This window comes from Pseudomonas sp. PDM04 (assembly GCF_014851765.1).
GTDB lineage: Bacteria > Pseudomonadota > Gammaproteobacteria > Pseudomonadales > Pseudomonadaceae > Aquipseudomonas.
This window is the reverse complement of sequence record NZ_JACVAI010000005.1, coordinates 393837-419733: the sequence shown is the minus strand read 5'-3', so window position 1 is coordinate 419733 and position 25897 is coordinate 393837. Positions and strand designations below refer to the sequence as shown.

Annotated in this window: 17 protein-coding genes; 2 read left to right on the top strand and 15 right to left on the bottom strand. The window is 61.7% G+C overall.

Annotation, left to right across the window (positions count from 1 at the left end):
• Window positions 1-238 precede the first annotated feature (238 nt).
• From hflC to IB249_RS21410, 9 genes are all read right to left on the bottom strand, one after another.
• Window positions 239-1108: a protease modulator HflC gene (hflC, locus tag IB249_RS21450; RefSeq protein WP_192307710.1), complete on the bottom strand. Its 870-nt coding sequence runs from the start codon at window positions 1106-1108 to the stop codon at window positions 239-241.
• A complete protein-coding gene (gene hflK / locus IB249_RS21445; protein ID WP_192307709.1) occupies window positions 1108-2283 on the bottom strand; it encodes an FtsH protease activity modulator HflK in 1176 nt (391 codons plus the stop codon). Before hflK ends, hflC begins: the two co-directional genes overlap by 1 nt.
• Before the next feature lie 96 nt (window positions 2284-2379).
• Window positions 2380-3681, bottom strand: coding sequence for a ribosome rescue GTPase HflX (gene hflX, locus IB249_RS21440; protein ID WP_192307708.1), 1302 nt, complete (start codon window positions 3679-3681; stop codon window positions 2380-2382).
• 12 nt (window positions 3682-3693) lie between these two features.
• A complete protein-coding gene (gene hfq / locus IB249_RS21435; RefSeq protein ID WP_192307707.1) occupies window positions 3694-3954 on the bottom strand; it encodes an RNA chaperone Hfq in 261 nt (86 codons plus the stop codon).
• Window positions 3955-4048: 94 nt separating this feature from the next.
• Complete coding sequence (miaA, locus tag IB249_RS21430; protein ID WP_192307856.1) at window positions 4049-5020, bottom strand: tRNA (adenosine(37)-N6)-dimethylallyltransferase MiaA; 972 nt, start codon at window positions 5018-5020, stop codon at window positions 4049-4051.
• Window positions 5020-6927: a DNA mismatch repair endonuclease MutL gene (gene mutL / locus IB249_RS21425; RefSeq protein WP_207195537.1), complete on the bottom strand. Its 1908-nt coding sequence runs from the start codon at window positions 6925-6927 to the stop codon at window positions 5020-5022. Before mutL ends, miaA begins: the two co-directional genes overlap by 1 nt.
• Window positions 6924-8303 carry an N-acetylmuramoyl-L-alanine amidase gene (locus tag IB249_RS21420; protein ID WP_412548022.1) on the bottom strand — a complete coding sequence of 460 codons (1380 nt, stop codon included), beginning with the start codon at window positions 8301-8303 and terminating at the stop codon, window positions 6924-6926. Before IB249_RS21420 ends, mutL begins: the two co-directional genes overlap by 4 nt.
• A 48-nt stretch (window positions 8304-8351) precedes the next feature.
• Entirely contained in the window at window positions 8352-8822 is a 471-nt protein-coding gene (gene tsaE, locus IB249_RS21415; RefSeq protein ID WP_192307705.1) for a tRNA (adenosine(37)-N6)-threonylcarbamoyltransferase complex ATPase subunit type 1 TsaE, read from the bottom strand.
• Window positions 8810-10309, bottom strand: a complete 1500-nt coding sequence (locus IB249_RS21410) for an NAD(P)H-hydrate dehydratase (RefSeq protein ID WP_192307704.1) — start codon at window positions 10307-10309, stop codon at window positions 8810-8812. The genes tsaE and IB249_RS21410 overlap by 13 nt, the downstream gene beginning before the upstream one ends.
• A gap of 63 nt (window positions 10310-10372) precedes the next feature.
• On the opposite strand from IB249_RS21410, the gene queG reads away from it, so the two are divergent.
• Window positions 10373-11443 carry a tRNA epoxyqueuosine(34) reductase QueG gene (queG, locus tag IB249_RS21405; RefSeq protein ID WP_192307703.1) on the top strand — a complete coding sequence of 357 codons (1071 nt, stop codon included), beginning with the start codon at window positions 10373-10375 and terminating at the stop codon, window positions 11441-11443.
• A 4-nt stretch (window positions 11444-11447) separates the two neighbouring features.
• On the opposite strand, the gene IB249_RS21400 is transcribed toward queG, so the two are convergent.
• The 5 genes from IB249_RS21400 to orn form a co-directional block, all read right to left on the bottom strand.
• A complete protein-coding gene (locus tag IB249_RS21400; RefSeq protein WP_192307702.1) occupies window positions 11448-16181 on the bottom strand; it encodes an RHS repeat domain-containing protein in 4734 nt (1577 codons plus the stop codon).
• Between the two features lie 69 nt (window positions 16182-16250).
• Window positions 16251-17228: a hypothetical protein gene (locus tag IB249_RS21395; RefSeq protein WP_192307701.1), complete on the bottom strand. Its 978-nt coding sequence runs from the start codon at window positions 17226-17228 to the stop codon at window positions 16251-16253.
• A gap of 195 nt (window positions 17229-17423) precedes the next feature.
• Window positions 17424-21329 carry a dermonecrotic toxin domain-containing protein gene (locus IB249_RS21390; RefSeq protein ID WP_225607133.1) on the bottom strand — a complete coding sequence of 1302 codons (3906 nt, stop codon included), beginning with the start codon at window positions 21327-21329 and terminating at the stop codon, window positions 17424-17426.
• Between the two features lie 221 nt (window positions 21330-21550).
• Entirely contained in the window at window positions 21551-22162 is a 612-nt protein-coding gene (locus IB249_RS21385; protein ID WP_192307699.1) for a trimeric intracellular cation channel family protein, read from the bottom strand.
• Window positions 22163-22291: 129 nt separating this feature from the next.
• Window positions 22292-22834, bottom strand: a complete 543-nt coding sequence (orn, locus tag IB249_RS21380) for an oligoribonuclease (RefSeq protein WP_192307698.1) — start codon at window positions 22832-22834, stop codon at window positions 22292-22294.
• A 107-nt stretch (window positions 22835-22941) separates the two neighbouring features.
• Here orn and rsgA point away from each other — a divergent pair, with 107 nt between their 5' ends.
• A complete protein-coding gene (gene rsgA, locus IB249_RS21375) occupies window positions 22942-23973 on the top strand; it encodes a small ribosomal subunit biogenesis GTPase RsgA (RefSeq protein ID WP_192307697.1) in 1032 nt (343 codons plus the stop codon).
• An 892-nt stretch (window positions 23974-24865) separates the two neighbouring features.
• Here the strand turns inward: rsgA and motB are convergent.
• The gene (gene motB / locus IB249_RS21370; protein WP_192307696.1) at window positions 24866-25894 is read right to left on the bottom strand and encodes a flagellar motor protein MotB; all 1029 of its coding nucleotides are present in this window, start codon (window positions 25892-25894) and stop codon (window positions 24866-24868) included.
• Window positions 25895-25897: the final 3 nt, after the last annotated feature.

The following is a 25897-nucleotide window of genomic DNA, read 5'->3' as shown; positions in this document are numbered from 1 at the left end:
AAACCACGCGCATGAGCGACGAAGCGAAAAGCCCGAAACAGGCTTCGCCAAGCACTTTCCTCGTAAAACCAGTCGAGCCAACAGGCCCGGGCTTCTGCACATGAACAGCAATCAAACGTGCAGACGCAAAAAAGCCGGGAATTTCCCGGCTGCCGCATCATACACACGTTTTCCCAAAGGATCACCCCGCCGAAGGTTTTAGCCGCCCGGCGGGGGGATGATTCAGGTCAACGTCGTATCAAGGCTTGGCTTTTTCCAGGTAGTGGAAGAAGTCACTGCTTGGGTCGAGGACCATGACGTCGGATTTGTTCGCAAAGCTTTCGCGGTAGGCGCGCAGGCTACGGTAGAACGCGTAGAACTCCTGGTCCTGACCGTAGGCCTTCGAGTAGATCGCAGCGGCCTGGGCATCGCCGTCACCGCGAATCTCTTCGGACTCACGATAGGCTTCAGCCAGCAGCACGCGGCGTTGACGATCGGCGTCGGCACGGATGCCTTCTGCCAGCTCGTTACCCTTGGCGCGGTGCTCGCGAGCTTCACGCTCACGCTCGGTGCTCATCCGCTCGAACACGCTGCGGTTCACTTCCTTGGGCAGGTCGATGGTCTTGACGCGAACGTCGACCACTTCGATACCCAGTTCCTTTTCCGCCATCTTGTTCAGCGACGAGGTGATGTCGGCCATCAGCGCATCGCGCTCACCCGACACCACTTCGTGCAGGGTGCGCTTACCGAACTGGTCACGCAGGCCCGATTCCAGACGACGGGACAGACGCTCGTCGGCGATCTGCTTGAGGCCGGAAGTCGCGGTATAGAAACGCTCGGCGTCCTTGACCCGCCACTTGGCATAGGCATCGACCATCACGGCTTTCTTTTCCAGGGTCAGGAAGCGCTGCGTCGGTGCATCCAGCGTCATCAGGCGAGCGTCGAATTTACGCACCTGGTTGACGTAAGGCACTTTCACATGCAGGCCTGGCTGGACATCGGTCTGGACCACGCGCCCGAACTGCAGCAACACCGCACGCTCGGTCTGAGCCACGATGTAGAAGCAGTTCCAGGCAGCGATCGCCACGACGACGCCGACAATAAGGGCGATCAGCGATTTATTGCTCATCAGCGACTCTCCCTGGTACGTGCCTGCTGTTGTTGCAGATCAGCTGCGGCACGCGCATTCGCTTCATTGCTGGTAGCTGCCGCACTGTTCGCCGGCACGCTGGTGCTGCGACCACTGCTGTCGATCATCTTGTCGAGCGGCAGGTAGAGCAGATTGTTCTGGCCGTTCTTGTTCCCGGTCACGAGCACCTTGCTGGTATTGCTGAAGACTTCCTGCATGGTGTCCAGGTACAGACGCTGGCGGGTCACTTCAGGCGCCTTGCGGTACTCGGCAACCAGCTTGGTGAAGCGATCGGCCTCACCCTTGGCACGCGAGACGGTTTCGTCACGGTAACCATTGGCGTCCTCGAGGATGCGCTGGGCCTGACCACGGGCTTCCGGCACGACGCCGTTGGCATAGGTTTCCGCCTGGTTGCGCGAACGCTGCTCGTCTTCACGGGCACGGATCACGTCATCGAAGGCTTCCTGCACTTCACGCGGTGCCGCTGCGCTCTGCACGTTGACCTGGGTCACGGTGATGCCGGTGCGATAGGTATCCATGAAGCGTTGCAGACGCTCCTTGATTTCGCTGGCCATCAATTCACGACCTTCGGTCAGCACCTGGTCCATGGCCGTGGAACCCACCACATGGCGCAAGGCGCTGTCGGTCGCGTGCTGCAGGCTGATTTCCGGCTGATCGACGCTCAGCACGAAGTCCTGCAGGTTGCTGATCTTGTACTGCACGGTCAGCGGCACTTCGACGATGTTCTCGTCTTCGGTGAGCATCTGGCCCTGCTTGGTGTACGCACGCTCACGCGTGACGTTTTCCATGTACTTCTTGTCGATCGGCGGGAAATAGATATTCAGACCCGGGCCGACGGTTTCGTAGTACTTGCCGAAGCGCAGCACCACGGCCTGCTCCTGCTCGTCGACGACATAGACCGCGCTGTACAGCCAGACGGCCGCCAGCACGACCAGACCGATGCCGAGCAGTCCGCCGAAGCCACCACTCCTGCCCGAACCACCGCCGTCATCACCGCGTTTCTTACCACCACCGAACAACCCGTTCAGGCTTTCCTGCAGCTTTCGGAAGGCCTCGTCGAGATCCGGTGGCCCCTTGCGGTCGCCGTTATTGCGGCGCTTGCCACCCCAAGGATCCTGATTATTCGAGTTGCCACCCGGCTCATTCCAAGCCATAGCGCTCTCCATCTGATAAAGCAAAGACGCACCCACGGCGCGCCGACCAATGCTACAGAATGCCTGTCCCTGCGGCACAACCGCTTTCTCAGGCTTTTATTGCAAAGTGTGTTGCTCGATGAAATCCATCGGCTGCATGCCTTCGCGGCTCACCAGTCGATTCAACTCGATTCGTGGCAAACGAACGGCCAGCAGGCAGATGCCCTCTTCGTCATGCTCTTCTTTCTGTACCGCACCGACTTCAAAGAACTGCGCACGCAGTCGAGCAAAACGTTGCGGCAAGCGCAAGGTGCCCACGAACAAATCCTCGCCGAGCAGTTCGGCCACTGCCTGTTTGAGCAGCTCCAGGCCGGTACCGTCCCTGGCCGACAGCCAGACTCGCACCGGCTTGCCGTCGGCGTCGCGCTGGATCTGCGGCTCCACGCCCTCGAGCAAATCGAGTTTGTTGTATACCTCGAGGATCGGCAAGTCCTGCGCCCCGATCTCCCCGAGCACCACCATGACCTGTTCAATCTGGGCCATGCGCTCGGGCTCATGGGCGTCGATCACGTGCAGCAGCAGGTCGGAGTTGCTCGACTCCTCGAGCGTAGCCCGAAATGCCTCGACCAGTTTGTGCGGCAGGTGGCGAATGAAGCCCACGGTATCGGCCAGCACGATGGGGCCGAGGTCGTCGAGTTCGAGTCGACGCAACGTCGGATCGAGGGTGGCGAAGAGCTGGTCAGCGGCAAACACCTCGGAATCGGTCACCGCGTTGAACAGCGTCGATTTGCCGGCGTTGGTATACCCCACCAGTGAAACCGTCGGAATTTCAGCACGTTTGCGCCCGCGACGAGATTGCTCGCGCTGGCTGCGGACCTTTTCCAGGCGCCCCTTGATCTGCCGCAGGCGAACCCGCAACAGGCGCCGGTCGGTTTCCAGCTGGGTTTCACCCGGCCCCCGCAGACCGATACCGCCCTTCTGCCGCTCAAGGTGAGTCCAGCCGCGAACCAGCCGCGTGCTCATGTGCTCAAGCTGGGCCAGTTCGACCTGGAGCTTGCCTTCATGGGTACGGGCGCGTTGGGCGAAGATATCGAGAATCAGACCCGTGCGGTCGATCACGCGGCACTCGAAAACACGTTCGAGGTTACGTTCCTGACTGGGCGTGAGGATGTGATTGAAAATAACCAGATCTACCTGCTCGGCTTTGACCAGGTCGCGTAACTCCTCGACCTTGCCGCTGCCAATCAGGTATTTGGCGGTTGGCCGATTGCGCGGCACGTTGAAAAACGCGGCGGTCTCGGCGCCAGCCGATGCTGCCAACTCCTGAAACTCCTGCGGGTCTTCGCGCGCCTCAGGGTCCTGACCATCCAAGTGAACGAGAATGGCTCGCTCCCCACCACCGTGGCGCTCAAAGAACAAAGGAGACTCCTATCAGGCGTTACCTGGCTCAGCGTCACCCGAGTCGGATTCGGTTGCGCTAGGCAGACGAATTGGACGAACCGGCACCACTGTAGAGATCGCGTGCTTGTAAACCATCTGGCTGACGGTGTTTTTCAGCAGGATGACGAACTGGTCGAAAGACTCGATCGTGCCTTGCAGTTTGATCCCGTTGACCAGGTAGATGGACACCCCAACTTTCTCTTTACGTAAAGTATTCAAGTAAGGGTCTTGTAGCGAATGCCCTTTTGACATGTGCCGCACTCCTTTAAGGATTCAATATAAAAAATAGGTAAACAGTTGGCTTGTGACCGTCACACCCCCAAGGATAGACGGCAATTGCAAAGACTCAGCTCAATATGGAGATGGTCCCCAGGTATTTCAAGGCGCGTGGCAGATTGTCGCAATCGAGGCTGTCGAGCCAGTGTAAATCCGCCCAGCTGCGCAACCAGGTGAACTGACGCTTGGCCAATTGGCGCGTGGCGATGATTCCACGCTCCTGCATCTCGGCCTGTGTCAGCTTGCCATCCAGGTAGTCCCAGACTTGTCGGTAACCTACCGCACGTATCGATGGCAACCCGCTGTGCAGGTCACTTCGTTTACGCAGGGCTACGACCTCGTCTATGAATCCCTGTTCCAACATCAAAGTGAATCTTTGTTTAATTCGTTCGTGCAGCACCTGGCGATTTGCCGGAGCAATGGCCAAGTTCGCGACAGTATAGGGCAATTGTTGCCGTCCCGAAGCGGCTGCTTCAGTACTTTGCGCACTTTGTTGCAATCTGAGCGCGGTCATGCTCTGACCGCTGACCCGATAGACTTCCAGCGCGCGACTGAGGCGCTGGGGATCGTTCGGATGAATACGCGCTGCCGATTCCGGGTCAATACTCGCCAATTGCTCGTGCAGGGCCTGCCAACCAAGGCGCGCCGCTTCTTCCTCGATCTGCGCCCGCACCTCGGGATCGGCTGCCGGCATGTCCGCCAGCCCTTCGAGCAATGCTTTGTAATAAAGCATCGTACCGCCCACCAGCAGCGGAATCTTGCCGCGCGCCGTGATGTCAGCCATGGCCTGGAGGGCATCGCGACGGAAATCCGCAGCCGAATAGCTCTCCGCCGGGTCGAGGATGTCGATGAGACGGTGCGGGAATTGCGCCAGTATCTCTTTCGAGGGCTTGGCGGTGCCGATGTCCATGCCGCGATAGACCAACGCCGAATCGACACTGATCAGTTCGCACGGCAGGACCTTGGTCAGCTCGATGGCCAGGTCGGTCTTGCCCGCTGCGGTCGGGCCCATCAGGAAAATCGCAGGAGGGAGCTGGCTCATCAACGACCGCGCAGGAACAGTTTGTCCAGATCGTCCAGGCCCAGCTGGGTCCAGGTCGGTCGGCCATGGTTGCATTGACCGCTGCGCTCGGTGTTTTCCATGTCGCGCAGCAAGCCGTTCATTTCCGGCAGGGCCAGGCGCCGGTTGGCCCGAACGGCGCCGTGGCACGCCATGGTGCCGAGCAATTCGTTCAGGTGCGCCTGGATCCGGTCGCTGGTGCCGTATTCCATGAGGTCCGCCAGCACATCGCTGACCAGTCGATTGGCCTCGGCCTGCTTGAGCAGCGCCGGGATCTGTCGGATGGCCAGGGTTTCCGGGCCAAGACGCTGCAATTCGAAGCCCAGGCGCTGGAACCAGGCCACGTGCTCTTCCGCACAGTCGGCTTCACGCTGACTCAGCGCCAGCGATTCCGGCACCAGCAGCGGCTGGCCGCTCAGGCCTTCGCTGGCCATGGCGACCTTCAGGCGTTCGTACATGATCCGCTCATGCGCCGCGTGCATGTCCACCAGCACCAGACCGTGGGCGTTTTCTGCAAGGATATAGATGCCCTTGAGCTGCGCCAGTGCGTAGCCCAGCGGCGGAATATCGTCCTGCCCGGCGGGAAGCGCGGCGGCGTTGGCCTCCGGCAGCGGGGCAAAGAATTCCCGATACGCCGCCTGGGCTTCAGCCGCAGGCACTGCCGACTGCGGCCGCGGGGTGTACTGATACTGATAACCGGCGCCTGCCCCGCTGCCGGCGGTATTGAATGACGGCTGGGCCTGCGGCTGCTCGAGCAAGGCATTGGCGGCCAGGCGCATTTCGCCTTGCGGCCCGAACTCGCCGGCCTCGATGCCGGTCGGTCGAACGATGGCCGTGGCCACCGGCGCCGCCAGGTGATCGTCCGGACGTACATCGCCCAGGGCCCGGTGCAGGGTGCCATAGAGAAAGTCGTGGACCATGCGCCCTTCCCGGAAACGCACTTCGTGCTTGGTCGGGTGCACGTTGACGTCGACGCCGGTGGGGTCGACCTCGAAAAACAGCACGAACGTCGGGTGCCGGCCGTTGAACAGCACATCGCGATAAGCCTGGCGCACCGCGTGGGCCACCAGCTTGTCGCGCACCGCCCGACCGTTGACGAAGAAATACTGCAAGTCGGCCTGGCTGCGGTTGAATGTCGGCAGCCCGACCCAGCCCCACAAATGCAGGCCATTGCGTTCGATTTCGATGGGCAGCGCCTGCTCCAGGAAACCCGAGCCGCAAATCGCCGCCACACGCCGGGCGCGGGCCGCATCATCATGGGCTTCATGCAGGCTGAGAATGGTCTTGCCGTTATGGCGCAAATGAAACGCCACGTCGAAACGCGCCAGCGCCAGGCGCTTGATCACTTCCTGCAGGTGATCGAATTCGGTTTTTTCGGTCTTGAGGAATTTGCGTCGTGCCGGGGTATTGAAGAACAGGTCGCGCACTTCCACCGAGGTGCCCACCGGGTGGGCGGCCGGCTGGACCCGTGGCGCCATGTCCCGACCTTCGGTTTCGACTTGCCACGCCTGTTCGGCATCGCGGGTGCGCGACGTCAGGGTCAGGCGCGCTACGGAGCTGATCGAGGCGAGTGCCTCGCCGCGAAACCCGAGGCTCATCACCTGCTCGAGGTCTTCCAGGTTACGGATCTTGCTGGTGGCGTGACGGGCCAGGGCCAGCGGCAGGTCATCGGCAGAGATGCCGCTGCCATCGTCGCGCACCCGCAGCAGCTTGATGCCGCCCTGTTCGACATCGACATCGATGCGCCTGGCGCCGGAGTCGAGGCTGTTTTCCAGCAGCTCCTTGATCACCGACGCCGGGCGCTCGACCACCTCGCCAGCGGCAATCTGGTTGGCCAGTCGAGGGCTGAGCAGCTCGATGCGAGCGCTGTTGGTCACGGCCTGGTTCATTCTTTGGACGCCAGTTCGGTGCCGGGGATGGTCAGGGTCTGCCCAACCTTCAGCTCGTCGCTTTTCAGGTTGTTGGCACTGCGCAGGGTCGCCGGCGATACCTGATAGCGCACGGCAATCATTGCCAGGGTTTCGCCAGGGTTGACCCGGTGATCCCGTGGTCCCTGGGCGATCTTGCCCGAATCACGCAGCCAGGCGATGTAGGTGCCCGGCGGCGGGTTCTGCTGGAAGAACTGGCGCACACCGCTGCTGATCGAGCGGGCCAGTGCCTGCTGGTGACTGGAGGCGGCGAGCTTCGAGGCTTCGTTGGCGTTGGAGATGAACCCGGTTTCCACCAGGATCGACGGGATGTCCGGCGACTTCAACACCATGAACCCGGCCTGTTCCACCCGCTGTTTGTGCAGCGGGGTGACGCGACCGATATTGCTCAGGACCTTCTGGCCGACGTTCAGGCTGGAGGTCAGGGAAGCGGTCATCGACAGGTCGAGCAGTACACCCGCGAGCATACGGTCCTTGTCGTCGAGGCTGACGTTGCCGGCACCGCCGATCAGGTCGGAGCGGTTTTCACTGTCGGCCAGCCAGCGCGCCGTTTCGGACGTGGCGCCACGGTCGGACAAGGCGAACACCGATGCACCGAATGCGGCAGTGGAAGGGGCCGCGTCGGCGTGGATCGAGACGAACAGATCGGCGCCTTTCTTGCGGGCGATTTCGGTACGGCCACGCAACGGAATGAAGTAGTCGCCGGTGCGGGTCAGTTCGGCACGGAAGCCTTTCATGCCATTGACCTGACGTTGCAGTTCGCGGGCGATGGAAAGCACCACGTCCTTTTCACGCTGACCGCGAGACCCCGAGGCCCCCGGGTCTTCGCCACCGTGACCGGCGTCGATGACCACAATGATGTCGCGCTTGCCGGCCGGAGCAGGTGGCAGTTTGACTGGCGGGTCGACCGGGGTGACCGGCACTGGCGCGACGGTCGCGACGTTGGTCGGCGCGGGAATCGGCGCGGCGTCCGCCGGGTTGTCGAACAGGTCGACCACCAGGCGGTTGCCGTACTGCGCGTTCGGCGCCAGGGTAAAGCTCTTCGGCGTGACGGTTTTCTTCAGGTCGATGACCACCCGCAGGTCGGTCGGCGTGCGCTGGGCCGAGCGCATGGCGGTGATCGGCGTGTTGGCGGTGGAGACATTCAGTGGCGCGCCGAGGGAGGCGCCATTGATGTCGATCACCAGCCGATCCGGAGCCGTCAGGGTGAACACGCTGTGCTGCACCGGCCCGCTGAGGTCGAACACCAGCCGCGTGTTGTCCGGCGCCCGCCACAGACGAACGCTGTTGACCTTCGTTTCGGCCACAGCGTTGACGGTCACCGCCAAAAACAACATCCCTACGGCAGCTACCATCGCGCGAAAGCGCATACCTGACCCCATCATTCAATTGGATTCCAATGCCAAAACGGCACACCAGGACTCGCCGCGCGAGCCCTGGGACAAAATATTCAGCGAACGCCCAGTGCCTTGCGGGCTAATGGTAATGGTCAGGTCGGGCTTTGGCAAAAAGCCTGCACCCTTCTGGGGCCATTCGATCAGGCACAATGCGTCATCTTCGAAGTAGTCGCGGATGCCCAGGTACTCCAGCTCTTCGGGGTCGACCAGCCGATAAAGGTCGAAATGGAAGGCGCGAATGCCACCGATTTCGTAGGGTTCGACCAGGGTGAAGGTCGGGCTTTTGACCGCGCCCACATGGCCCAGGCCGCGGATGATGCCCCTGGAGAGCGTGGTTTTACCGGCGCCCAGGTCCCCCTCGAGAAAAATCAGACCGTGCCCTTCGGTGGTTTTCGCGATGCGTGCGCCGAACGCGGTCATCGCCTGCTCATCAGCCAGGTACAGGGTTACTTCAGACACGGTGCTTGCTCCTCCAACAACTGACGAATGGCTGGAATCAGATCACTGGCCGCCAGCCCACGGCCCGATTTACCTTGTTGCGCACCGGCATTGGCATGCAACCAGACCGCGAGGCAGGCGGCATCGAATGCGTTCATGCCTTGCGCCAGCAATGCGCCGACCAATCCCGCCAGCACATCGCCCAGGCCGGCGGTGGCCATGGCCGGATGCCCCTGGTGACACAGCGCCAGGCGGCCGTCGGGGCTGGCGATCAGGCTGCCTGCGCCTTTGAGAATCACCACTGCTGTATATTTTTTGCTCAATGCGTGCGCGGCGCCCGGACGGTCGGCCTGAACCTGGGCGGTGCTGATCCCGAGCAGGCGCGCCGCCTCGCCCGGGTGCGGGGTCATCACGCAGTCCCGAGGCAAACTCACGTGCTCGTCTGCCAGCAGATTCAACGCGTCGGCATCCCAGACTTGCGGCAACGCGGCATCGGCCGCCGCCGACAGCAGGCTGCGGCCCCAGGAAGACTGCCCCAAGCCGGGGCCAACCACCAGCACGGAAACCTTTTGCAGTAATCCCATCAACTGATTGGCCGACGAAATGCCCAGGACCATGGCTTCCGGGAGCCTGGCCAACGCCGCCGGTACATGCTCGCTGCGGGTGGCCAGCGACACCATGCCCGCGCCGCTGCGCAGGGCACTTTGTGCGCTGAGCAGGATCGCCCCGCCGAAACCGCGATCACCGCCCATCAGCAGGACGTGACCGAATTGCCCCTTGTGAGCGGTCGGCGCGCGGCTCGCCGGCCGCGGCAGGTTATCGGCCGTCAGGCGCAGCGCACTGATGCCGATGCCATCGAACGCCCCGGGCGCAGCCTGCAGGTCATTGAATACCCACTCGCCGACCACATCCGCCGCGTCGCCGGTGAACAACCCCAGCTTCAAACCGATGAACGTCACGGTCAGGTCCGCCCGCACCGCCACGCCGAGCACCCGTCCGGTGTCGGCACACAGGCCGGAAGGAATATCCACCGCTGCGACCGGCAGGGCACTGGCATTGATTGCGCCGATGACACGGGCATAGGGCTCGCGCACCTCGCCCGTCAGACCGGTGCCGAGCAAGGCGTCCAGCACCACACCGCGCAACTCCGATTGCGCACCCCAGGCCTGGATGACCACGCCTTCGGTCCGTGCCTCGGCATGGGCCAACCGGGCATCCCCTTGCAAACGTTGGGGATCACCGACGGCCAGGACCCGCACCGTCCAGCCGGCACGTCGGGCCAGCACCGCGACCAGATAGCCATCACCGGCGTTATTGCCGTGGCCAGCGACCACCGTCAATTCGTTGGCCGTTGGCCAGTGCCGGACCAGTGCCCGCCAGGTCGCGCGGGCGGCCCGTTGCATCAATTCGAAGCCCGGGGTGCCGGCGGCGATCAGCCGCGCATCGACGGCGCGTACCTGCGCGGCGCTGTACAGCGCGTCGGGTAAATCATCTTTAGTGTGCGGCATGCGTCTTCGGGCTCCGATGTCTGGCAGAATTATACGCACCTCAGCTCCGGTTTCTCTCGCCTCATGCCCGCCATTCCCACAGACCTGCCCGCCCTCGCCCAATCCATCAAGGACTGGGGCCGTGAGTTGGGCTTCCAGCAAGTCGGCATCAGCGGCCTGGACCTCGCCGAGCATGAGCAGCACCTGCAGCGCTGGCTCGAAGCCGGCTACCACGGCGAAATGGAGTACATGGGCGCCCATGGCAGCAAACGTTCGCACCCGGAGGAACTGGTGCCCGGCACACTTCGGGTGGTTTCCCTGCGCATGGACTACCTGCCGGGCGATACCGAAATGGCCCAGCGCCTGGCCCAACCGGAAAAAGCCTACGTGTCCCGCTATGCCTTGGGCCGCGATTACCACAAATTGATCCGTAAACGTGTGCAACAACTGGCAGAAAAAATTCAGACGGTGATCGGCCCGTTCGGCTACCGCGCCTTCGTCGACAGCGCACCGGTGCTGGAAAAAGCCATTGCAGAACAGGCCGGTCTGGGTTGGATCGGCAAAAACACCCTGGTCTTGAATCGCAAGGCCGGCAGTTACTTCTTTCTCAGCGAATTGTTCGTCGACCTGCCGTTACCGGTCGATCCGCCGCATGCCACCGAACATTGCGGCCGTTGCACCGCTTGCCTCGACATCTGCCCCACCAACGCCTTCGTCGGCCCCTATGTGCTGGATGCCCGGCGGTGTATTTCGTACCTGACCATCGAGCTGAAAAACGCAATCCCGGAAGAGCTGCGGCCCTTGATCGGCAATCGGGTGTTCGGTTGCGACGACTGTCAGATCGTCTGCCCCTGGAATCGCTTCGCCCGGCCGTCCGGCGAAAGCGATTTCAAGCCGCGACACAACCTGGACAACGCCGAGCTGGCCGAACTGTTTCTGTGGGACGAGGAGACTTTCCTCAGCAGTACCGAAGGTTCGCCGTTGCGGCGCGCAGGGTACGAGCGCTGGTTGCGCAATCTGGCCGTGGGCCTGGGAAATGCGCCTTCAACGATTCCGGTACTGGAAGCGTTGAAGGCGCGACGGGACTACCCGTCAGCGTTGGTCAGGGAGCACGTGGAATGGGCATTGCTGCAGCATTCGGCCCGCCAGCCCTGACCGCTCAGGTGTGACCGCCCACTTGCAGAACCGTCACCAATTGGGACTTGTATTCGACCAGGTAAGTGACGCGCTGGCTGCCGCCAATGCGTGCCTCCCACATCTCGGAGGCACAGACCGGGTTACCCTGATGGTCCTTGAAATGATTCGAACTGCTCTGCAGACGCTTGGGATTGGCATCGCCCATTCGCCGAACGGCGGTGGCGGGGTCCACCCCTTCGTTATGGATCGCATTCTTGAACAGGTCGTAATCGTTTTGGTGAGAGGCCTGTATTTTTTCGGCAATGTTGCGCCGCGCTGCCAGCTTGATTCTCCAGGGCCCCTTGGCAGGCGTACCACCCGTCGCGCCGGGCGTTGCCGCCGCACGGGTGCCTGACTTTGAACCAATCTTCGCCGCCACGGGCACGTCGGTCGGGCTCAACCCCTTGGCAAAGGCTTGATTGAGCCGGTTGCCCACTTTCGCCGCCGCCTTGCCCGCAGCGCCCAAGCCGCTGGCGAACGAGGCCGCGCCAAGCCCCAGGCTGATCCAATCCAGGACATCCGCCGCTTGCGATTCCACATCGTAGGCCCGCAGCGCGGCACTGGTTGCCCCGACGACCCCGGAAGCCACCCCCAGCGCCAGGCTCACTACCGCCAGCGGCGTGGCGGCGCCCAGCGTCAGGACGCTGGCCGCGATGCCGACGAACGACAGGACGCCGCTCAAGATCGCTTCCCAGAAATGCCCGGTCGGATCCACCCGGTTGATCGGATCGCCCGCGCAATAGGTGTAAGGATTCAAGCCACCGGCACCAAACGGACTCAGGTCGTCGGGGCTGAGAAAGCGCATCAGTGTCGGACTGTATGCCCGATAACCATTGCCCAGCAGGTACAGACCGGTCTGCGCATCGAGCTGTTCGCCACTGAAACCCGGCAAGCTGAACAAACCGCCTGGCGCCACTCGATGCCCATAGGGGCTGTAGCTGAAATGGACGGGGCGCGCGCCCGAGACCTCGGTCAGCGCGCTTTGCTGCTGATCGACACCCAGCAGGCCGACGCCAGCCTCGCCTCCCTGGCGATCCTGCCCCAGCAAAAAACCGCCCGATCGCAACGACGTGAGGCTGCTGGAACCGCAGAGATCGTTGGCCTGCCGGCCCTCCTGATAGAAGCGTCGGATGGCAGCCCCCGACGGCTGCGCCAGCTCCACCAGCCGGTCGCGGGCGTCGTAGCGCAAGTCGCGTATGACCTGATTGTCGGCCCCGGTGACCTGGATCAAACGCCCCAGCGCGTCGTAATCGATCCGGCGCCCCTGCTCATCCTTGACCAGGTGACCGTTGTCGTCGTACTGCAATACCGCGGACGTCGGGTAGTCCGCATGGTCGTTGCGGATGCCGGTCAATTGCGTGGGGTCCGTCGCGCTGTACTCGAACGTTGCCAGGTTCTCGCCGCCGGGAAACCGGGTTTCCAGGGTGAGGATATTGTCGAGCGCATCGAACGTGAACTGTTGCTGGATGATTTCCTTGCCCTGGGGATCGCGAGGTCGCTGGGTGCCCTCGCAGGCGTAAAGACTCAGGCGACCACGGGAATCGTAGGTGAAGTGCTCGTCGCGCAGGACTTCCTTGTCCTGCTTCAACGTCTTGCGCGCCAGTTTTCCCGTCGGGGTGTACGTCGAAGACAGGACCTGCGACACGCCCTCGCCGAACTCGAACGTGCGGGACACCTCACGCCCGAAATCATCGTAGGCCAGGCGCGTGACCATCGACCCTGATCCTTGCAGAGCACGCGCAACGACAGACGCCAGCTGCCCCAGTGGGTTGTAGGTAAAAGTGGTTTTCAACGCGCGATGCGTGAACGTTCGTGGACGCCCCGCTTCGTCGTAATCGGTCTCATGCGGCTCACCCAACACGTCGATGCAACTGAGGGGGCGGCCGCCCAGCGAATAGGTGTAGGAAGCGCTTTTGTGCTCCTTGTCGACGATTGAAGTTTCACCGGTCAGGCGCCCGAAGCGATCGTACTCGAGCCGGGTTTCGCAGCCCTGCTCGACACACTGGGTCAACACCGCCAGGCGCGGGTGATAGTCATAGCGGGCGAGCAGGCCCTCGGCCTCGCGCTGCGTGACAACACCTCCCAGGTCCGGCTCGTAGAGATAATCGATGCGTTTGCCATCGGGTCGCTGCTTCCACGCCGGCTGGCTGCGACCGCGCTCATAGCCGGCCTGGCTGCTGCGCCCGCCGAGGGTGCTCTGCGTCAACCGACCCAGCCCGTCGAACACCTGCTGCCCGAGCATTTTGCCGGCGACCGTGACACTGATCGGCAGGGTTTCCTGGCTATGGGCAGCGTAGGCCGTCTGCACCGCGCTGCCGTCAGGCAAGGTACTGAGGGTCAGTCGATCGAAGACATCGTAGGCAAAGGCTGTGCGATGACCCGCCGCATCCGTCTGGCCGACGGTACGCCCCAGCCCATCGTAAGTGTAGAACTGCTGCCCATGACGCGTGCCCGAGGTATCAAACCATTCGACGCGGTCAGGCTTGCCGAACGCGTTGAAGACCGTGACGGTCTTGCCCATTCCCGCCTGCCAGGTCGTTTTCTTGCGCAGGACGGGGTCATCCTCGCAGTGTTCCTGGCGGCCGTCAGGGTGCAACGTGGTCTTGACCTGCCCCCAGTCATCGAAGGCAAAGCGGGTGATGAACGGATGCCGCTCACCCCGCCACCAGTCGATCTTCTTTTCACCCGTCAGTTGGCCAAGGGCGTCGTATTGCGCTTCATAGACTGGAAGAAACACGACTTTATCCGCGTGTTGCGGATCCTGCTCCTGGATTTCCCTGATTCGGCCGAGGCCGTCGTAGAGGTACTTCGTCTGCAGGCCGCTGGCGTCCGTGTCGAGTTTCGTCGCCACGACTCTGCCGTCCTGCTTTTCCAGCAAAAAGCTGGAGCGACGGCCACTTTCGAAGGTGTCGCCGGCGGCGACGGTCTTGCTCAGCTCACGCCCGAGCCTGTCGTAGGTGAAATCGACGCGCCCCTGGTCTTCGTTCTGCTCCGAGCGCTTCAACCCATTGATCGCTGAAGACCTCACGCTCGATTCCCTGCGGGTCTGGTCAAACCCGACCTGGAGGGTCTGGACTTCCAGCGTGGTGCCGTCGAGCAGGTATTTGAACCGGGTCTCGCTGTCCTCGCCGTTCTGGCGCACGGTCTGTTTTTGCAAGACCAGGTAAACCTGCGGACCCGCGATCAGCTCGGCGTAATGCAGATCAGTCTGCGAGCGCAGGACGTCGCCCTCGGCGGCACGCTCATAAAGAGCCTGCTGCTCGAGAACGACGTCGCAACCGGGCTCTCCCGCCTTGCCGATCTGTTTGTAGCGAAACCGCAACTGCGTCGTAGCGGCCTGGGCCAACCCGTCGGCGGCACGCACGGTCCTGCTCTTTTCAAAACGCACGAACCCGAGCGGGTCCGCCGGGCAGCCCTCGGCACCGCTCGCCGGGTAGAACTCCGACACCGTGACCACCCCGGTCGGCGCGATGTGCTTGAGCAGGTTGCCCCAGGCATCGAACAGCGTGGTGGTCACTTCCTCGCGCGACGCCTTGGTCTTGCGATTCTCATACCGCAGCGTCTGCACCTTGGGCATCCGAAACTGCGCGGGCTGCGCCAGGAAACCCTTGCCGGGTTCGAGGTGATAGCTGACCGTGCGGGTCGTGACGCTCTGATTGCACGTGGTCTCCTGGGAAACCAACAGATGGTATTTGTTGTAGGTGCGCTTGATGGAACGGTGCACGTTCTTGCCGTTCATCAGCGACTCCACGGAGAAGTACCGGTAGTCCTCCGCCAGTTGGTAAAGCGTATCGCCCTCGCGCGACCAGCGAACAACGTTGTCGTCGTCATCGAACCCAAGGAAATTGGTTTGCGAAAAACTGTAATGGGTGGTGATCGGCGGCTGCAAGCCAGGGAAAACCGTGTGCGACATCACATGCGGGATGGCCCGCCGCGGCGCATCCGGCGGCAGACGATGACCGGCTTCTTCATAGGCGATCAGCTCCCGGGCCCCCAAAGGCGACGTCACCTGCGTCAGGCATTCGACGCCCCCGATCACTTCGCTGTCCAGCGACCAGACGCCGCCGTCCGGTAACTGCACGGCGCTCACCTGGTCGTCGGAGCGCTTGAGTTTGAAAGGCGCGGCGCATTCGCTGTCGGGATACAGGGTCAGCGTCACCTGGCCAGCGGTGCGGTCAATCGTCAGCAACGTGCGAGTGGCATCGCGCACGGCGGCCAATACCGGCTCGCCATTGATGGCGCTGTAGTCGAGATGGATCGCCGCACCATTGGCCGACACGATCCTTTTCGGCACCGCCAGGTCGCTACCGGCGTAGACATGCAGCTCTTCGGTCAAACCGTTTTTGTGCACCACGTCAAAACGTCCGGGGCCCGGGCGCAGGACCTTGAGGATCTCGAGCTTGAGCTCATCGAACACCAGTCGAGAAGACGTCTCCCTGGCTTTGTAGCGCTCTGCGCCGGATAACGTGAGCTGGTGGGTCACCACGTTGTATTGGGTCAATGGCAACGACCAACCTTTGCCATACCCAATGTCACTGCCTTGCAACGGGCTGAAAAAAAGCCTGATCGGCAGCGACGGCCCTTGCAGGAAACCGGACTTCAGTTCGCCCAGTGTCAGCGAACAGGTGTAAATCCCGGTGCGGGGGTCGACGCCTCCCGCGAGGAAACCGTCGAAGTTGAAAGCATTGGAATGTATAAGTTCTTGTTCAACCGCCATTTGAATTCCTTTCAAACAGGATGAATGATTTAAAACACTGAAGGGAAAAGAGGTATTCGATGCGGACCTTTATCCTCGCCGCAACAGAAACTCGGTCGCCTGTATATCAATCACCAGTGACAACTTATGGGTATTGCCATATTCATCCAGCACCGTGAAAAAATAATTATCCAGCCTGACGTCAACGCCTGTGTGTTTGTAATCAGGCGGTATCGCCATGAAGGCGACGATTTCCCCATCACCCTGTTTGACCGGCAACTGGAAACCCAGCACATCGATGGACTGGCTGCCCACGGGCGCCATGATCCCGGTAAACGACCTCGGTGCGGGATGCGAGAGGATCAAACCGGTATAGCAGAACCTCAACGGAAATTGACCGCTGCCTTCATATTGCGCGGTATCCCAACTCAACAACTTGACTTGTCGGCGTCCGGGGTACAACCCCAGATGATAACGGAACAGGGTGTAGCCATTAAAGGCGCCACGCACTTCTTCCGACCGCCAGGTAAACTCTTCGTGACTGTAGGCGGGACTGCGTTCGGCCACCACAATGACGCTGCTGTTTAATTTTGAACCGTCTGAATTATCGGTCTTGTTGCTCCGATAAACCTGGCCGTCGCAAGTAATTTCAGCCGCTATTTGCAGCTGCCCTTCTTCGGCAGACGAAACCCAGAATTCCATCATCGACCCGCTGTCGCTACCGCCTGTGGACGGCGGAAGAACGGCGCCCGGCATCTCATGCACGAACTCGTTGGGTGAAGTGCAGGATGTCCAGCCCGGCATCGGCTGGTTGGCATAAACGTCGCCACGCAGGGGCTTGCCATCGTGATAGCGAATCAAGCGAGTGGTGACCAGGCTGGGGTAGAAGGGCAGCTCCACGGCGCTGCCCGTCTCGCGGTCAACCGCTTCGACAAACACCCGGACCCGGACTTGCATCCTGCCGTTGGCGTAGATTTTCTTGGATTCGATACCGGGTGCTTCAAATCGTACTTGCAATTTTGAAATGCGAATTTTTGCGCGAGCCGTGTCTGTATTAGTTGCTGTCATCAGTGCTGCCTCATGAATAAACGGATAAAACTTCAACAAATATAAAGTTGAAATTCACGCATAAGAAAGCCCGCAACAGACCAGTGCCGCGGGCTGAAACCAGAAATAGCAAACAGCCTTGAAAAGTTCAATAGAAGTATGTATTGCCAACTAAGACAGGCACCCAATAGCGACAACCACGTTCAACTTGCCCGATCACCTTCCTTCATCGTCGGAATCTGCATCGCTCAGTCCACTGTCACTGGCCTCAGTGTCACTTTCATTGTCCCAGACCAGCGCCTCATCTGAATCAAATTGAATGGATATCTGCCGATCCAGGCTGGCATTATCAAAATAATCAGCAATATTTTTCTTACTTGATTCACTCAGCGGGTTATCGCGAAGCATGTAAATAACCTTCTGCGTATCGTCGACGTCGAATAGTTCTTCTGGAAGTGAAACTATCCGGTTGTCACTCAGATCGACAAGGCGTAATCGTTGCAACTCGAACAGGCCAGGCGGAACCACCTCCAGCCCGGTGTTATTCAAGCTCAATGTTTCCAGGCCTTTCATGTATCCGAGATAAGGCGCGAGGCCCAGCGGGTTGTTCGCCAGGTCCAACTCCGTCAGCCGGTCCATGTGCGCGAGCCCCTCGGCCGTGGCTTCGTCCAGGCGCAGATTGCAGTTGTCCAGATTGAGGATCACCAGCTCGCGCATGCCGAACGTTTCAACAGGAAAGGCGTCCAGCCGCACACCCCTCAGGGTCAGGAATTTCAGGTGCGGGAAGCCTTCGAGAAATTTGCCCGCCCGCAGGTGGGAACTGTGGTTGATCAGCACGAACTCCTCGACGTGGCTGAAATCGGCTGACAACGTTGGCAGGTCACCGAGGATGTCCAGCTTGAAAAAGAAGCGGTTCCTGTCGAACCGGTTGTTTTCGGTCAGGCGTCGGCTCCAGTTCGCCTGGATTTCCGTGGCAAATTCAGCCCTGCGCTGGCGCTGCACAGCCACCTCATCGCCAGACAGCGTGACGCCAGTGACCGGGTGAGTTGCCGGCACATCGGCTACCCACAGGTCCAGCTGGTTGACCAGTGTGAGGTATTGGTTTTCCAGGCCCTCCATGGCCAACAGCGGGTCGCCGACCAATCGTTCGCGGCGCAGCGTGGCCATGTCTTCTTCAGACAGCGTCGGATACAGCGCACGCAGGCGTTGTTCGATGGGCCGAGGCGACGGCGGCACATAATCGCCGCCCCCCCGTAAATAACCGGTACGCCCGACGGCCAGCCGCATCGGCGAATGAGTGCCCGACTCGAAGGGCGGTTGTCCCAGCAAGGCCCGCAACTGCGGACGCGGCAGCAAGGCCTGCTGCCTGAGCGCCTGCCTGAGCTGCGCGCCCTGCCCCACCTGCGGCATGGCCAGCGCCTGGCGCTGGGCGTCCGGCAAGGCATGCATGACCGCGCCGTACAGGTCGTCGAAACCGTGCAGTTCCGCGCCCGAGCTGTCGTGCGCCTGATACTGCCCCTGCCGCCTGACCAGCACTTTGCGGATGGACGCTTCGGGACGACCGATGGCGTCGAGCACCGCCCCGTCGAACTGCCCGTCACGCACTTCGATCCGTACCTCGGGCGACCAGCCACTCAGGGTTTCGAGGCTGTGCAGTGCCAATGTGTCGGTATCGGCAGAAGCGACCGAATCCAGGTACAGCCCTTCATAGGCCCTGCTGAGTCGCACCTCGCGCAGGTAAAACAGCGCCTCGTGCGCCATCGATCGCGGAATGCCCGGTTGATGCCGCAGTTGCAACTGATCCCTCGTTGGCGCATGACGCACAATCTCCTCGGCAACGGTTTTCGGCAGCCTGGGGAAAATCCGCCGCATCTGTCGAATGTGCGGTTCGTCACTCTGTTCAAACGACGCCTCGGCCGCGTCGAACAACTCGACGCGGCTGTCTTGCGCCCAGCGCGCCAGGTTGCGCCGCAGCAATCTGGCGCGGGTCTCCATGGCGGGCAGCGCGTCACCGAAGGCGGGGCTGGCGCCCAACAGTTTCTTCAGCCGCGCATCGTCCATTGACGCGACGACACCGGGCACCAGGTCGCCGCCGGCCATCGACGACGGTTGCACCTCGACGCCCCGGGCGCGCAGCAAATGCGCCTGCATCTGGGGGTCAGCCTTGGCGTTGATGGTCGAATCGGCGCTCTGCAACTGGTCGATGAACGTCTGAATCCGCTGATCGAGCTTGAAGCGCCGAAGGGTGTCCTCGAGCAAGGCAGGCGGACGTCGGGCATGCACGTGCATATCCCGCAGTACCGCTTCATCGATGCCGCTCACGGCGAGGATGCGTGCCGCCGTGGCGTCGGAAAAGTCGGCGGCCGAATGCCCCAGACGACGAAACAGCTGGGCGCCCTGCCATTCCATGGGACGCTCCACTTCATGGGCCCAGGCGCCGGCGCCGTTATGCCGCAGCCTCGGTTGGTAGGCGTCCGGTCGCTGCGGGTGACGAATACGGTAGGCGCCGTCCACGGCCTCCACGTCGTAGTGTTTCCCGTCCAGCGGCAGCAGCGTCGCACCTCCCTCCCTGTGCAGTCCGAGTTCATCGGGCTGCGCTTCGGCAGGTAAACCGGACGGGTGTTCATAGGGGGCGAGGTCCGGGTTCCACAGCCGCCTGTTGCCCGCGCCGATATCGACCCTCTTCAGACTGTCGACAAAAGGCGCAGGCTTGAGCGCAAGCAATTTGCCAGCGATCGCCCCGCCGACCGCAAACGCGCCGAGCTGGACAAGGTTTTCAGACACGGCCAGCAGATGCTCGCACGCCTCGCTGACCTGACCTTCGGACCAGTCCAGAATGCCGGTAAAGGTGTCGTCCAGCAGTTGATAAATGGTGTAGGCCAGCATGAGCGGCCCCAGGAAAGGCACGAAGGGCATGGCCACCAGCGAGGCCACCTCCACGATGACAGTGGCCACTCTCTCCAGGCTGTCCCATTGATCCCAGCGCGATTTGCGATCCTCATCCGCCGTCGGCACCGCCATGGCTCGCGCATCATTGAGGATTTTGTTCAGCTTCGATTGATACATCCAGGTCCATGGGTCGTCTCGGACGACCTGCACGTGCAGCCTGAGATTGGGCAGGGAAACCGGCGTTTCCCGCCAGGCCGGCCCTGCTTCAGCGGGTGCCCTACGGTGCCAGGTGACCGAGGTCAGCGCATGGCGCAACGCCGCAAAAAAGGCGCCGCGCTGGTCGTGGGCGACGAAGCGGGCAAAAAAGCGCTGATAGTCGACAGCGCGCAAGCGACGTGTCAGCTCCATGGTGAAATCGGCCGCGCTGGCATAGGTTTTCAGGGGGTGCTCAGGGTCGTCGGGGATGTACACGATCACCGGCTCGACGACATCGGCACCGCCCACCGCCGAAAAAACGACAATGCCGGTCAAGACAGCACCCAGGACCTGCAACTGATGAGCGCGAGCGACCTTTGCGCCCACCCTCAGCACTTTCCCGCCATCGAGCAGCCCCAGAAGCCGAGCCTGCTCGTCATCGGTGATGTCACCCTGCATGCGGGCCAGCAATGCCGAGACCCTGAACCGGTCCTGCAGGCTGCCGATGACCTTGTGCGCCAACACCGCTTTGACCATGGCGTCGGTCGGCAGCAACAACCCTTCAAGTTGCCGCTGGTAACGAGCGCCAATGTCCAATCTTCGACACAGCGACGTGAAGGCTTCAATACTCAAGCGATTGTCGATGGGCAGCACTTCAAACTGCTGCAAATGATCAGGCTCGCTGATAAAACATGAGGCACTGTCGAAGTAGCCTTTGGCCGTTTCCTTTTTTTCAAAGTTAAGCAAGGCGGCATCAAGCAAGGAAAGGGTCTTGATGTCATAACCCACCAGCAGTCCCTTGGGGATATAGAGCCGCAGGAATGTTTTCCTGACATCCAGTTCAAGTCCGAACTGGCTTTTCAAGGCTTCGCGCAATAAAGGTTCGGCGAATGCACTGACATCCGCGAGCCCATCGAACAGGCGATCCACCTTGTTCTGCGAAAGCCAGGCACGCTTGACAGCCTGCTTCAACGCCGCATGGCGGGCGGCAGGCGCCGAGCGGTAGTCATCGGGAAAGTCCGGCCGGGCCGACTTCAAGGCCAGCCGCCTGTGTGTCGGTGCCTTGATCAGCCAATCGGGGATCGACTTTTCTATAAAATGATGATGTGAGCCAACAGGCTCCTTCGCGGTAAATGGATCAGACATATGAATACCCTGTGAACGGTGGCAAACCACAGGTTATTCAATGAGTCATCCGGCATGTCCTACATATATACCGCAACCCTGCATGTTCTGTTTACGAACATTGCGGGGCCTGTTCACTGTTCATCGTTATAGACAAACTTCGGCATTTCCCAATGAAAACGAATGGCCAACAGGCGCAATAAAAAGCCACCGAACAAGGTGATCAGAATCGCCTGTTCGCCGGGAAGTTGCAGGTAGATGCACAGCATGTAGCACCAGGCCGCGGCGAACGACACGCTGGCGTAGAGTTCGCGCCGGAAGATCAGCGGGATATCGTTGCAGAAAATGTCGCGCAGGATGCCGCCGAACACCCCGGTGATCACGCCACTGACCGAAGCCACCAGCATGCCATGGCCCATTTCCAGGGCAGTCATGCAGCCAATCAGGGTGAACGCCACCAGCCCCACGGCGTCGAGCACCAGGAACAGCGAACGCAGGTGACGCATCCAGCGCGCGGTAAAGACCGTGACCATCGCCGCAATCGAGGTCAGCACCAGGTACTCCGGGTGTTTGACCCACGTCAGTGGGTAATGCCCGAGCAATACATCCCTGGCCGAACCACCGCCCAACGCCGTGATGCAGGCGATCAGCACCACGCCAAACCAGTCCATGCCCCGCCGACCGGCGGACAACGCCCCGGTCATGGCTTCGGCGGTAATGGCGATCAGGTAGAGCATCAACAGCATGGGGCGGTCCTTGCGGGGGGGCAATCGTCGACGGGAGCCGCCATCGCGAGCAGGCTCGCTCCCACAGGGATCTCGTGAACACTGAAGATCCGGTGTGGGAGCGAGCCCGCTCGCGATGGGGTCAAACCGTCAGAACTTGATGAAATGCTTGCGGTAGTGCTGCAACTCGGCAATCGATTCGCGGATATCGTCCAGCGCCAAGTGGGTGCTGCCCTTCTTGAAACTGTCGCGCACATCCGGCGCCCAGCGCGCGGCCAGTTCCTTGAGCGTCGAGACATCGAGGTTGCGGTAATGGAAGAAGCTTTCCAGAGCTTTCATGTGGGTATAAAGGAAGCGACGATCCTGGCAGATGCTGTTGCCGCAGATCGGCGACTTGCCCTTGGGCACCCACTGCTCCAGGAAGGCGATGGTTTGGGCTTCCGCTTCGGCCATGCTGATGCGGCTCTCGCGAACGCGCTGGGTCAGGCCCGAATTGCCGTGGGTGCGGGTGTTCCACTCGTCCATGGTGGCGAGGACTTCGTCACTGTGGTGGATGGCGATCACCGGACCTTCGGCGAGGGTGTTCAGCTCACTGTCGGTGACGATGGTGGCCATTTCGATGATGACGTCGGTGTCAGGGTTCAGACCGGTCATTTCCAGGTCGATCCAGATCAGGTTTTGCGCGTTTTGCATGTGTCGGCTCCTAGGCAATGCTGCGCAGTTTAGCTTAGGGAGGCGGCCGGGCGTGCTAAACTCGCGGCCGTTTTACCTAATCGCTGTATTCTTCATACGGAACACCCATGGCCAAACGCCAACTCAATCGTCGTCAAAACTGGCGCATCGAAAAGATTCAGGGCGAACGCGCTGCCCGCGCCGCCAAACGCGAGTCCTCGGCTGTCGAGGCACTTGAAGGTGGCGACCTGGGTCCGGAACAGACAGGCCTGGTGATCGCGCACTTCGGCGTGCAGGTCGAGGTCGAAGCGCTGGATGGCGAGTTGGCGGGCCAGGTGTGCCGCTGCTACCTGCGCGCCAACCTGCCGGCGCTGGTGACGGGCGACCAGGTGGTGTGGCGTGCCGGCAACCAGGGCATCGGTGTGATCGTGGCGCAACTGCCGCGCAAAACCGAACTCTGCCGCCCGGACACCCGAGGCCAGCTCAAGCCCGTGGCGGCCAACGTCGACATGATCGTCATCGTCTTCGCGCCGTTGCCCGAGCCGCACGCCAATTTGATCGACCGCTATCTGGTGGCGGCCGAACACGCCGGCATCCGGCCATTGTTGCTGCTCAATAAATTCGACCTGATCGACGAACACAACGCCCCGGCCCTCAACGCCCTGCTCGCGGTGTACCGCAGCCTGGGTTATCCGGTGCTGGAAGTGTCGGCGCACCACGGCAACGGCATGGAACAACTGCAACAGAAGCTGGACGGGCGCATCAGCGTGTTCGTCGGCCAGTCCGGTGTCGGCAAGTCATCGCTGGTCAACAGCCTGCTGCCGGACGTCGACACCCGCGTCGGTCCGCTGTCCGAACTGTCCGGCCAGGGCACCCACACCACGACCACCGCGCGGCTGTTCCACTTCCCCGGTGGCGGCGAGTTGATCGACTCCCCCGGCATCCGTGAATTCGGCCTCGGCCACGTCAGCCGAGCCGACGTCGAGGCCGGCTTCATCGAGTTCAACGACCTGATCGGCACCTGCCGCTTCCGCGACTGCAAGCACGACCGCGAACCGGGTTGCGCCCTGCTCAAGGCATTGGAAGAAGGCCGGGTGCACCAGCAACGGATGAACAGCTATCGCTCGATCATCGCGAGCCTGCCGGAGAGCAGCTACTAGACAGCGTTCACCCACACACGAAAAAGCCGCGATCATTTCGCGGCTTTTTGGTTTTCAGCGGATGGCTTTTCCATGGCCGCCCTGGCCCCGTATGTGGCCTCAGGCTCATCGCGAGCAGGCTCGCTCCCACATGGACAATGCTGAACCTGTGGGAGCGAGCCCTGCTCGCGATGGTCGTCAACGATGACACGGGGGTGCCTGATGCCCCGTGGCGGTCTCAGGTTCTTCGCGAGCAGGCTTGCTCCTACATGGACAATGCTGAACCTGTGGGAGCGAGCCCTGCTCGCGATGGTCGTCAACGATGACACGGGGGTGCCTGATGCCCCGTGGCGGACTCAGGCTCATCGCGGGCAGGCTCGCTCCCACATGGACAATGCTGAACCTGTGGGAGCGAGCCCTGCTCGCGATGGTCGTCAACGATGACGCGGGGTGCCTGATGCCTCGTGGCGGTCTCAGGCTCTTCGCGAGCAGGCTCGCTCCCACATGGACAATGCTGGACCGGTGGGAGCGAGCCCTGCTCGCGATGGTCGTCAACGATGACGCGGGGTGCCTGATGCCCAGTGGCGGCCTCAGGTTCTTCGCGAGCAGGCTCGCTCCCACATGGATAATGCTGGACCTGTGGGAGCGAGCCCTGCTCGCGATGGTCGTCAACGATGACGCGGGGTGCCTGATGCCCCGTGGCGGTCTCAGGTTCTTCGCGAGCAGGCTCGCTCCCACATGGACAATGCTGGACCTGTGGTAGCGAGCCCTGCTCGCGATGGTCGTCAACGATGACACGGGGGTGCCTGATGCCCCGTGGCGGTCTCAGGTTCTTCGCGGGCAGGCTCGCGCCTACAGGGGGTGCGTCCAGGCGGGATGCAAAAAACCGACATCGCTGTCGGTTTTTTGTGGATCAAGGCTTCGGCGGTTCTGCCGGTTTCGGCGCCGGGTCGTCGAACAGGTTCAGGCGTTCGCGAAGCTCATGGGCCGGCAGCGGTTCCTTCCCCGGAGGCAGCGCGTTCGGATCGGCCGGTGTGGCCGGCACTTCACCTGGGCCGCCCTGGCCTTGCGCCGGCTCCGGAGCAGGCTCGGCACCTTGCGAGCCTTCGATGGCCCGCTGGGCCTTCTTGGTCAGCACAATGATGTCGATGCGACGGTTGACCGGATTGAGCGGGTTCTCGCGATCGAACAAGGCCGACGACGCATAACCCACCACGCGCGCCACTTGCTCGTCCGGATAACTGCCCGCCACCAGCGCGCGACGTGCGGCGTTGGCGCGGTTGGCCGAAAGCTCCCAGTTGCCGAAATCGCCGGTGCCGGCGTACGGCTTGGCATCGGTGTGACCACTGATGCTGATCTTGTTCGGCACCGCCTTGATGGTGTCGGCCATGGCCAGCAGAATGTCTTCGAAATACGGTTTCAGGCGAGCACTGCCGGAGTCGAACATCGGGCGGTTCTCGGCGTCCACGATCTGGATGCGCAAGCCGTCGGTGGTGATCTCGAACAGGATCTGATCCTTGAACTTCTGCAGTTGCGGGTTTTCTTCAACCTTGTTCTGCAACTCTTGCAGCAGCAGTTCCAGACGCTCCTTCTCCACCATCTCGGCCATGCCTTCGACCTGTTCGGTGTCGACGGTCACCTTGTCCGGCTGCGGCTGGGACTTCACCTCGGGGTTGAGGGTGTTCTCCGGCGCCAGGGTCGGCGTACCGCCCAGGTCGATGATGTAGGGTGTGCCGCTCTCGGAAAAACCGACCGGGTCCTTGAAGTAACCGGCGATGGCGAGCTTCTGTTCCGGTGTGGCGGTGGACAGCAGCCACAACACCAGGAAGAACGCCATCATCGCCGTGGCGAAGTCCGCGAAGGCGATTTTCCAAGCGCCCCCGTGGTGCCCGCCGGCGATGCGCTTGACGCGCTTGACGATTATCGGCTGATTATTTTCCATGGC

Excerpts from the sequence above, each read along its gene's own strand:
- hflC (WP_192307710.1), bottom strand. The coding sequence starts at position 1,108 with ATGAGCAATAAATCGCTGATCGCCCTTATTGTCGGCGTCGTCGTGGCG.
- hflK (WP_192307709.1), bottom strand. The coding sequence starts at position 2,283 with ATGGCTTGGAATGAGCCGGGTGGCAACTCGAATAATCAGGATCCTTGG.
- hfq (WP_192307707.1), bottom strand. The coding sequence starts at position 3,954 with ATGTCAAAAGGGCATTCGCTACAAGACCCTTACTTGAATACTTTACGT.
- miaA (WP_192307856.1), bottom strand. The coding sequence starts at position 5,020 with ATGAGCCAGCTCCCTCCTGCGATTTTCCTGATGGGCCCGACCGCAGCG.
- mutL (WP_207195537.1), bottom strand. The coding sequence starts at position 6,927 with ATGAACCAGGCCGTGACCAACAGCGCTCGCATCGAGCTGCTCAGCCCT.
- IB249_RS21420 (WP_412548022.1), bottom strand. The coding sequence starts at position 8,303 with ATGTTGTTTTTGGCGGTGACCGTCAACGCTGTGGCCGAAACGAAGGTC.
- IB249_RS21410 (WP_192307704.1), bottom strand. The coding sequence starts at position 10,309 with ATGCCGCACACTAAAGATGATTTACCCGACGCGCTGTACAGCGCCGCG.
- queG (WP_192307703.1), top strand. The coding sequence starts at position 10,373 with ATGCCCGCCATTCCCACAGACCTGCCCGCCCTCGCCCAATCCATCAAG.
- IB249_RS21400 (WP_192307702.1), bottom strand. The coding sequence starts at position 16,181 with ATGGCGGTTGAACAAGAACTTATACATTCCAATGCTTTCAACTTCGAC.
- IB249_RS21395 (WP_192307701.1), bottom strand. The coding sequence starts at position 17,228 with ATGACAGCAACTAATACAGACACGGCTCGCGCAAAAATTCGCATTTCA.
- IB249_RS21385 (WP_192307699.1), bottom strand. The coding sequence starts at position 22,162 with ATGCTGTTGATGCTCTACCTGATCGCCATTACCGCCGAAGCCATGACC.
- orn (WP_192307698.1), bottom strand. The coding sequence starts at position 22,834 with ATGCAAAACGCGCAAAACCTGATCTGGATCGACCTGGAAATGACCGGT.
- rsgA (WP_192307697.1), top strand. The coding sequence starts at position 22,942 with ATGGCCAAACGCCAACTCAATCGTCGTCAAAACTGGCGCATCGAAAAG.
- motB (WP_192307696.1), bottom strand. The coding sequence starts at position 25,894 with ATGGAAAATAATCAGCCGATAATCGTCAAGCGCGTCAAGCGCATCGCC.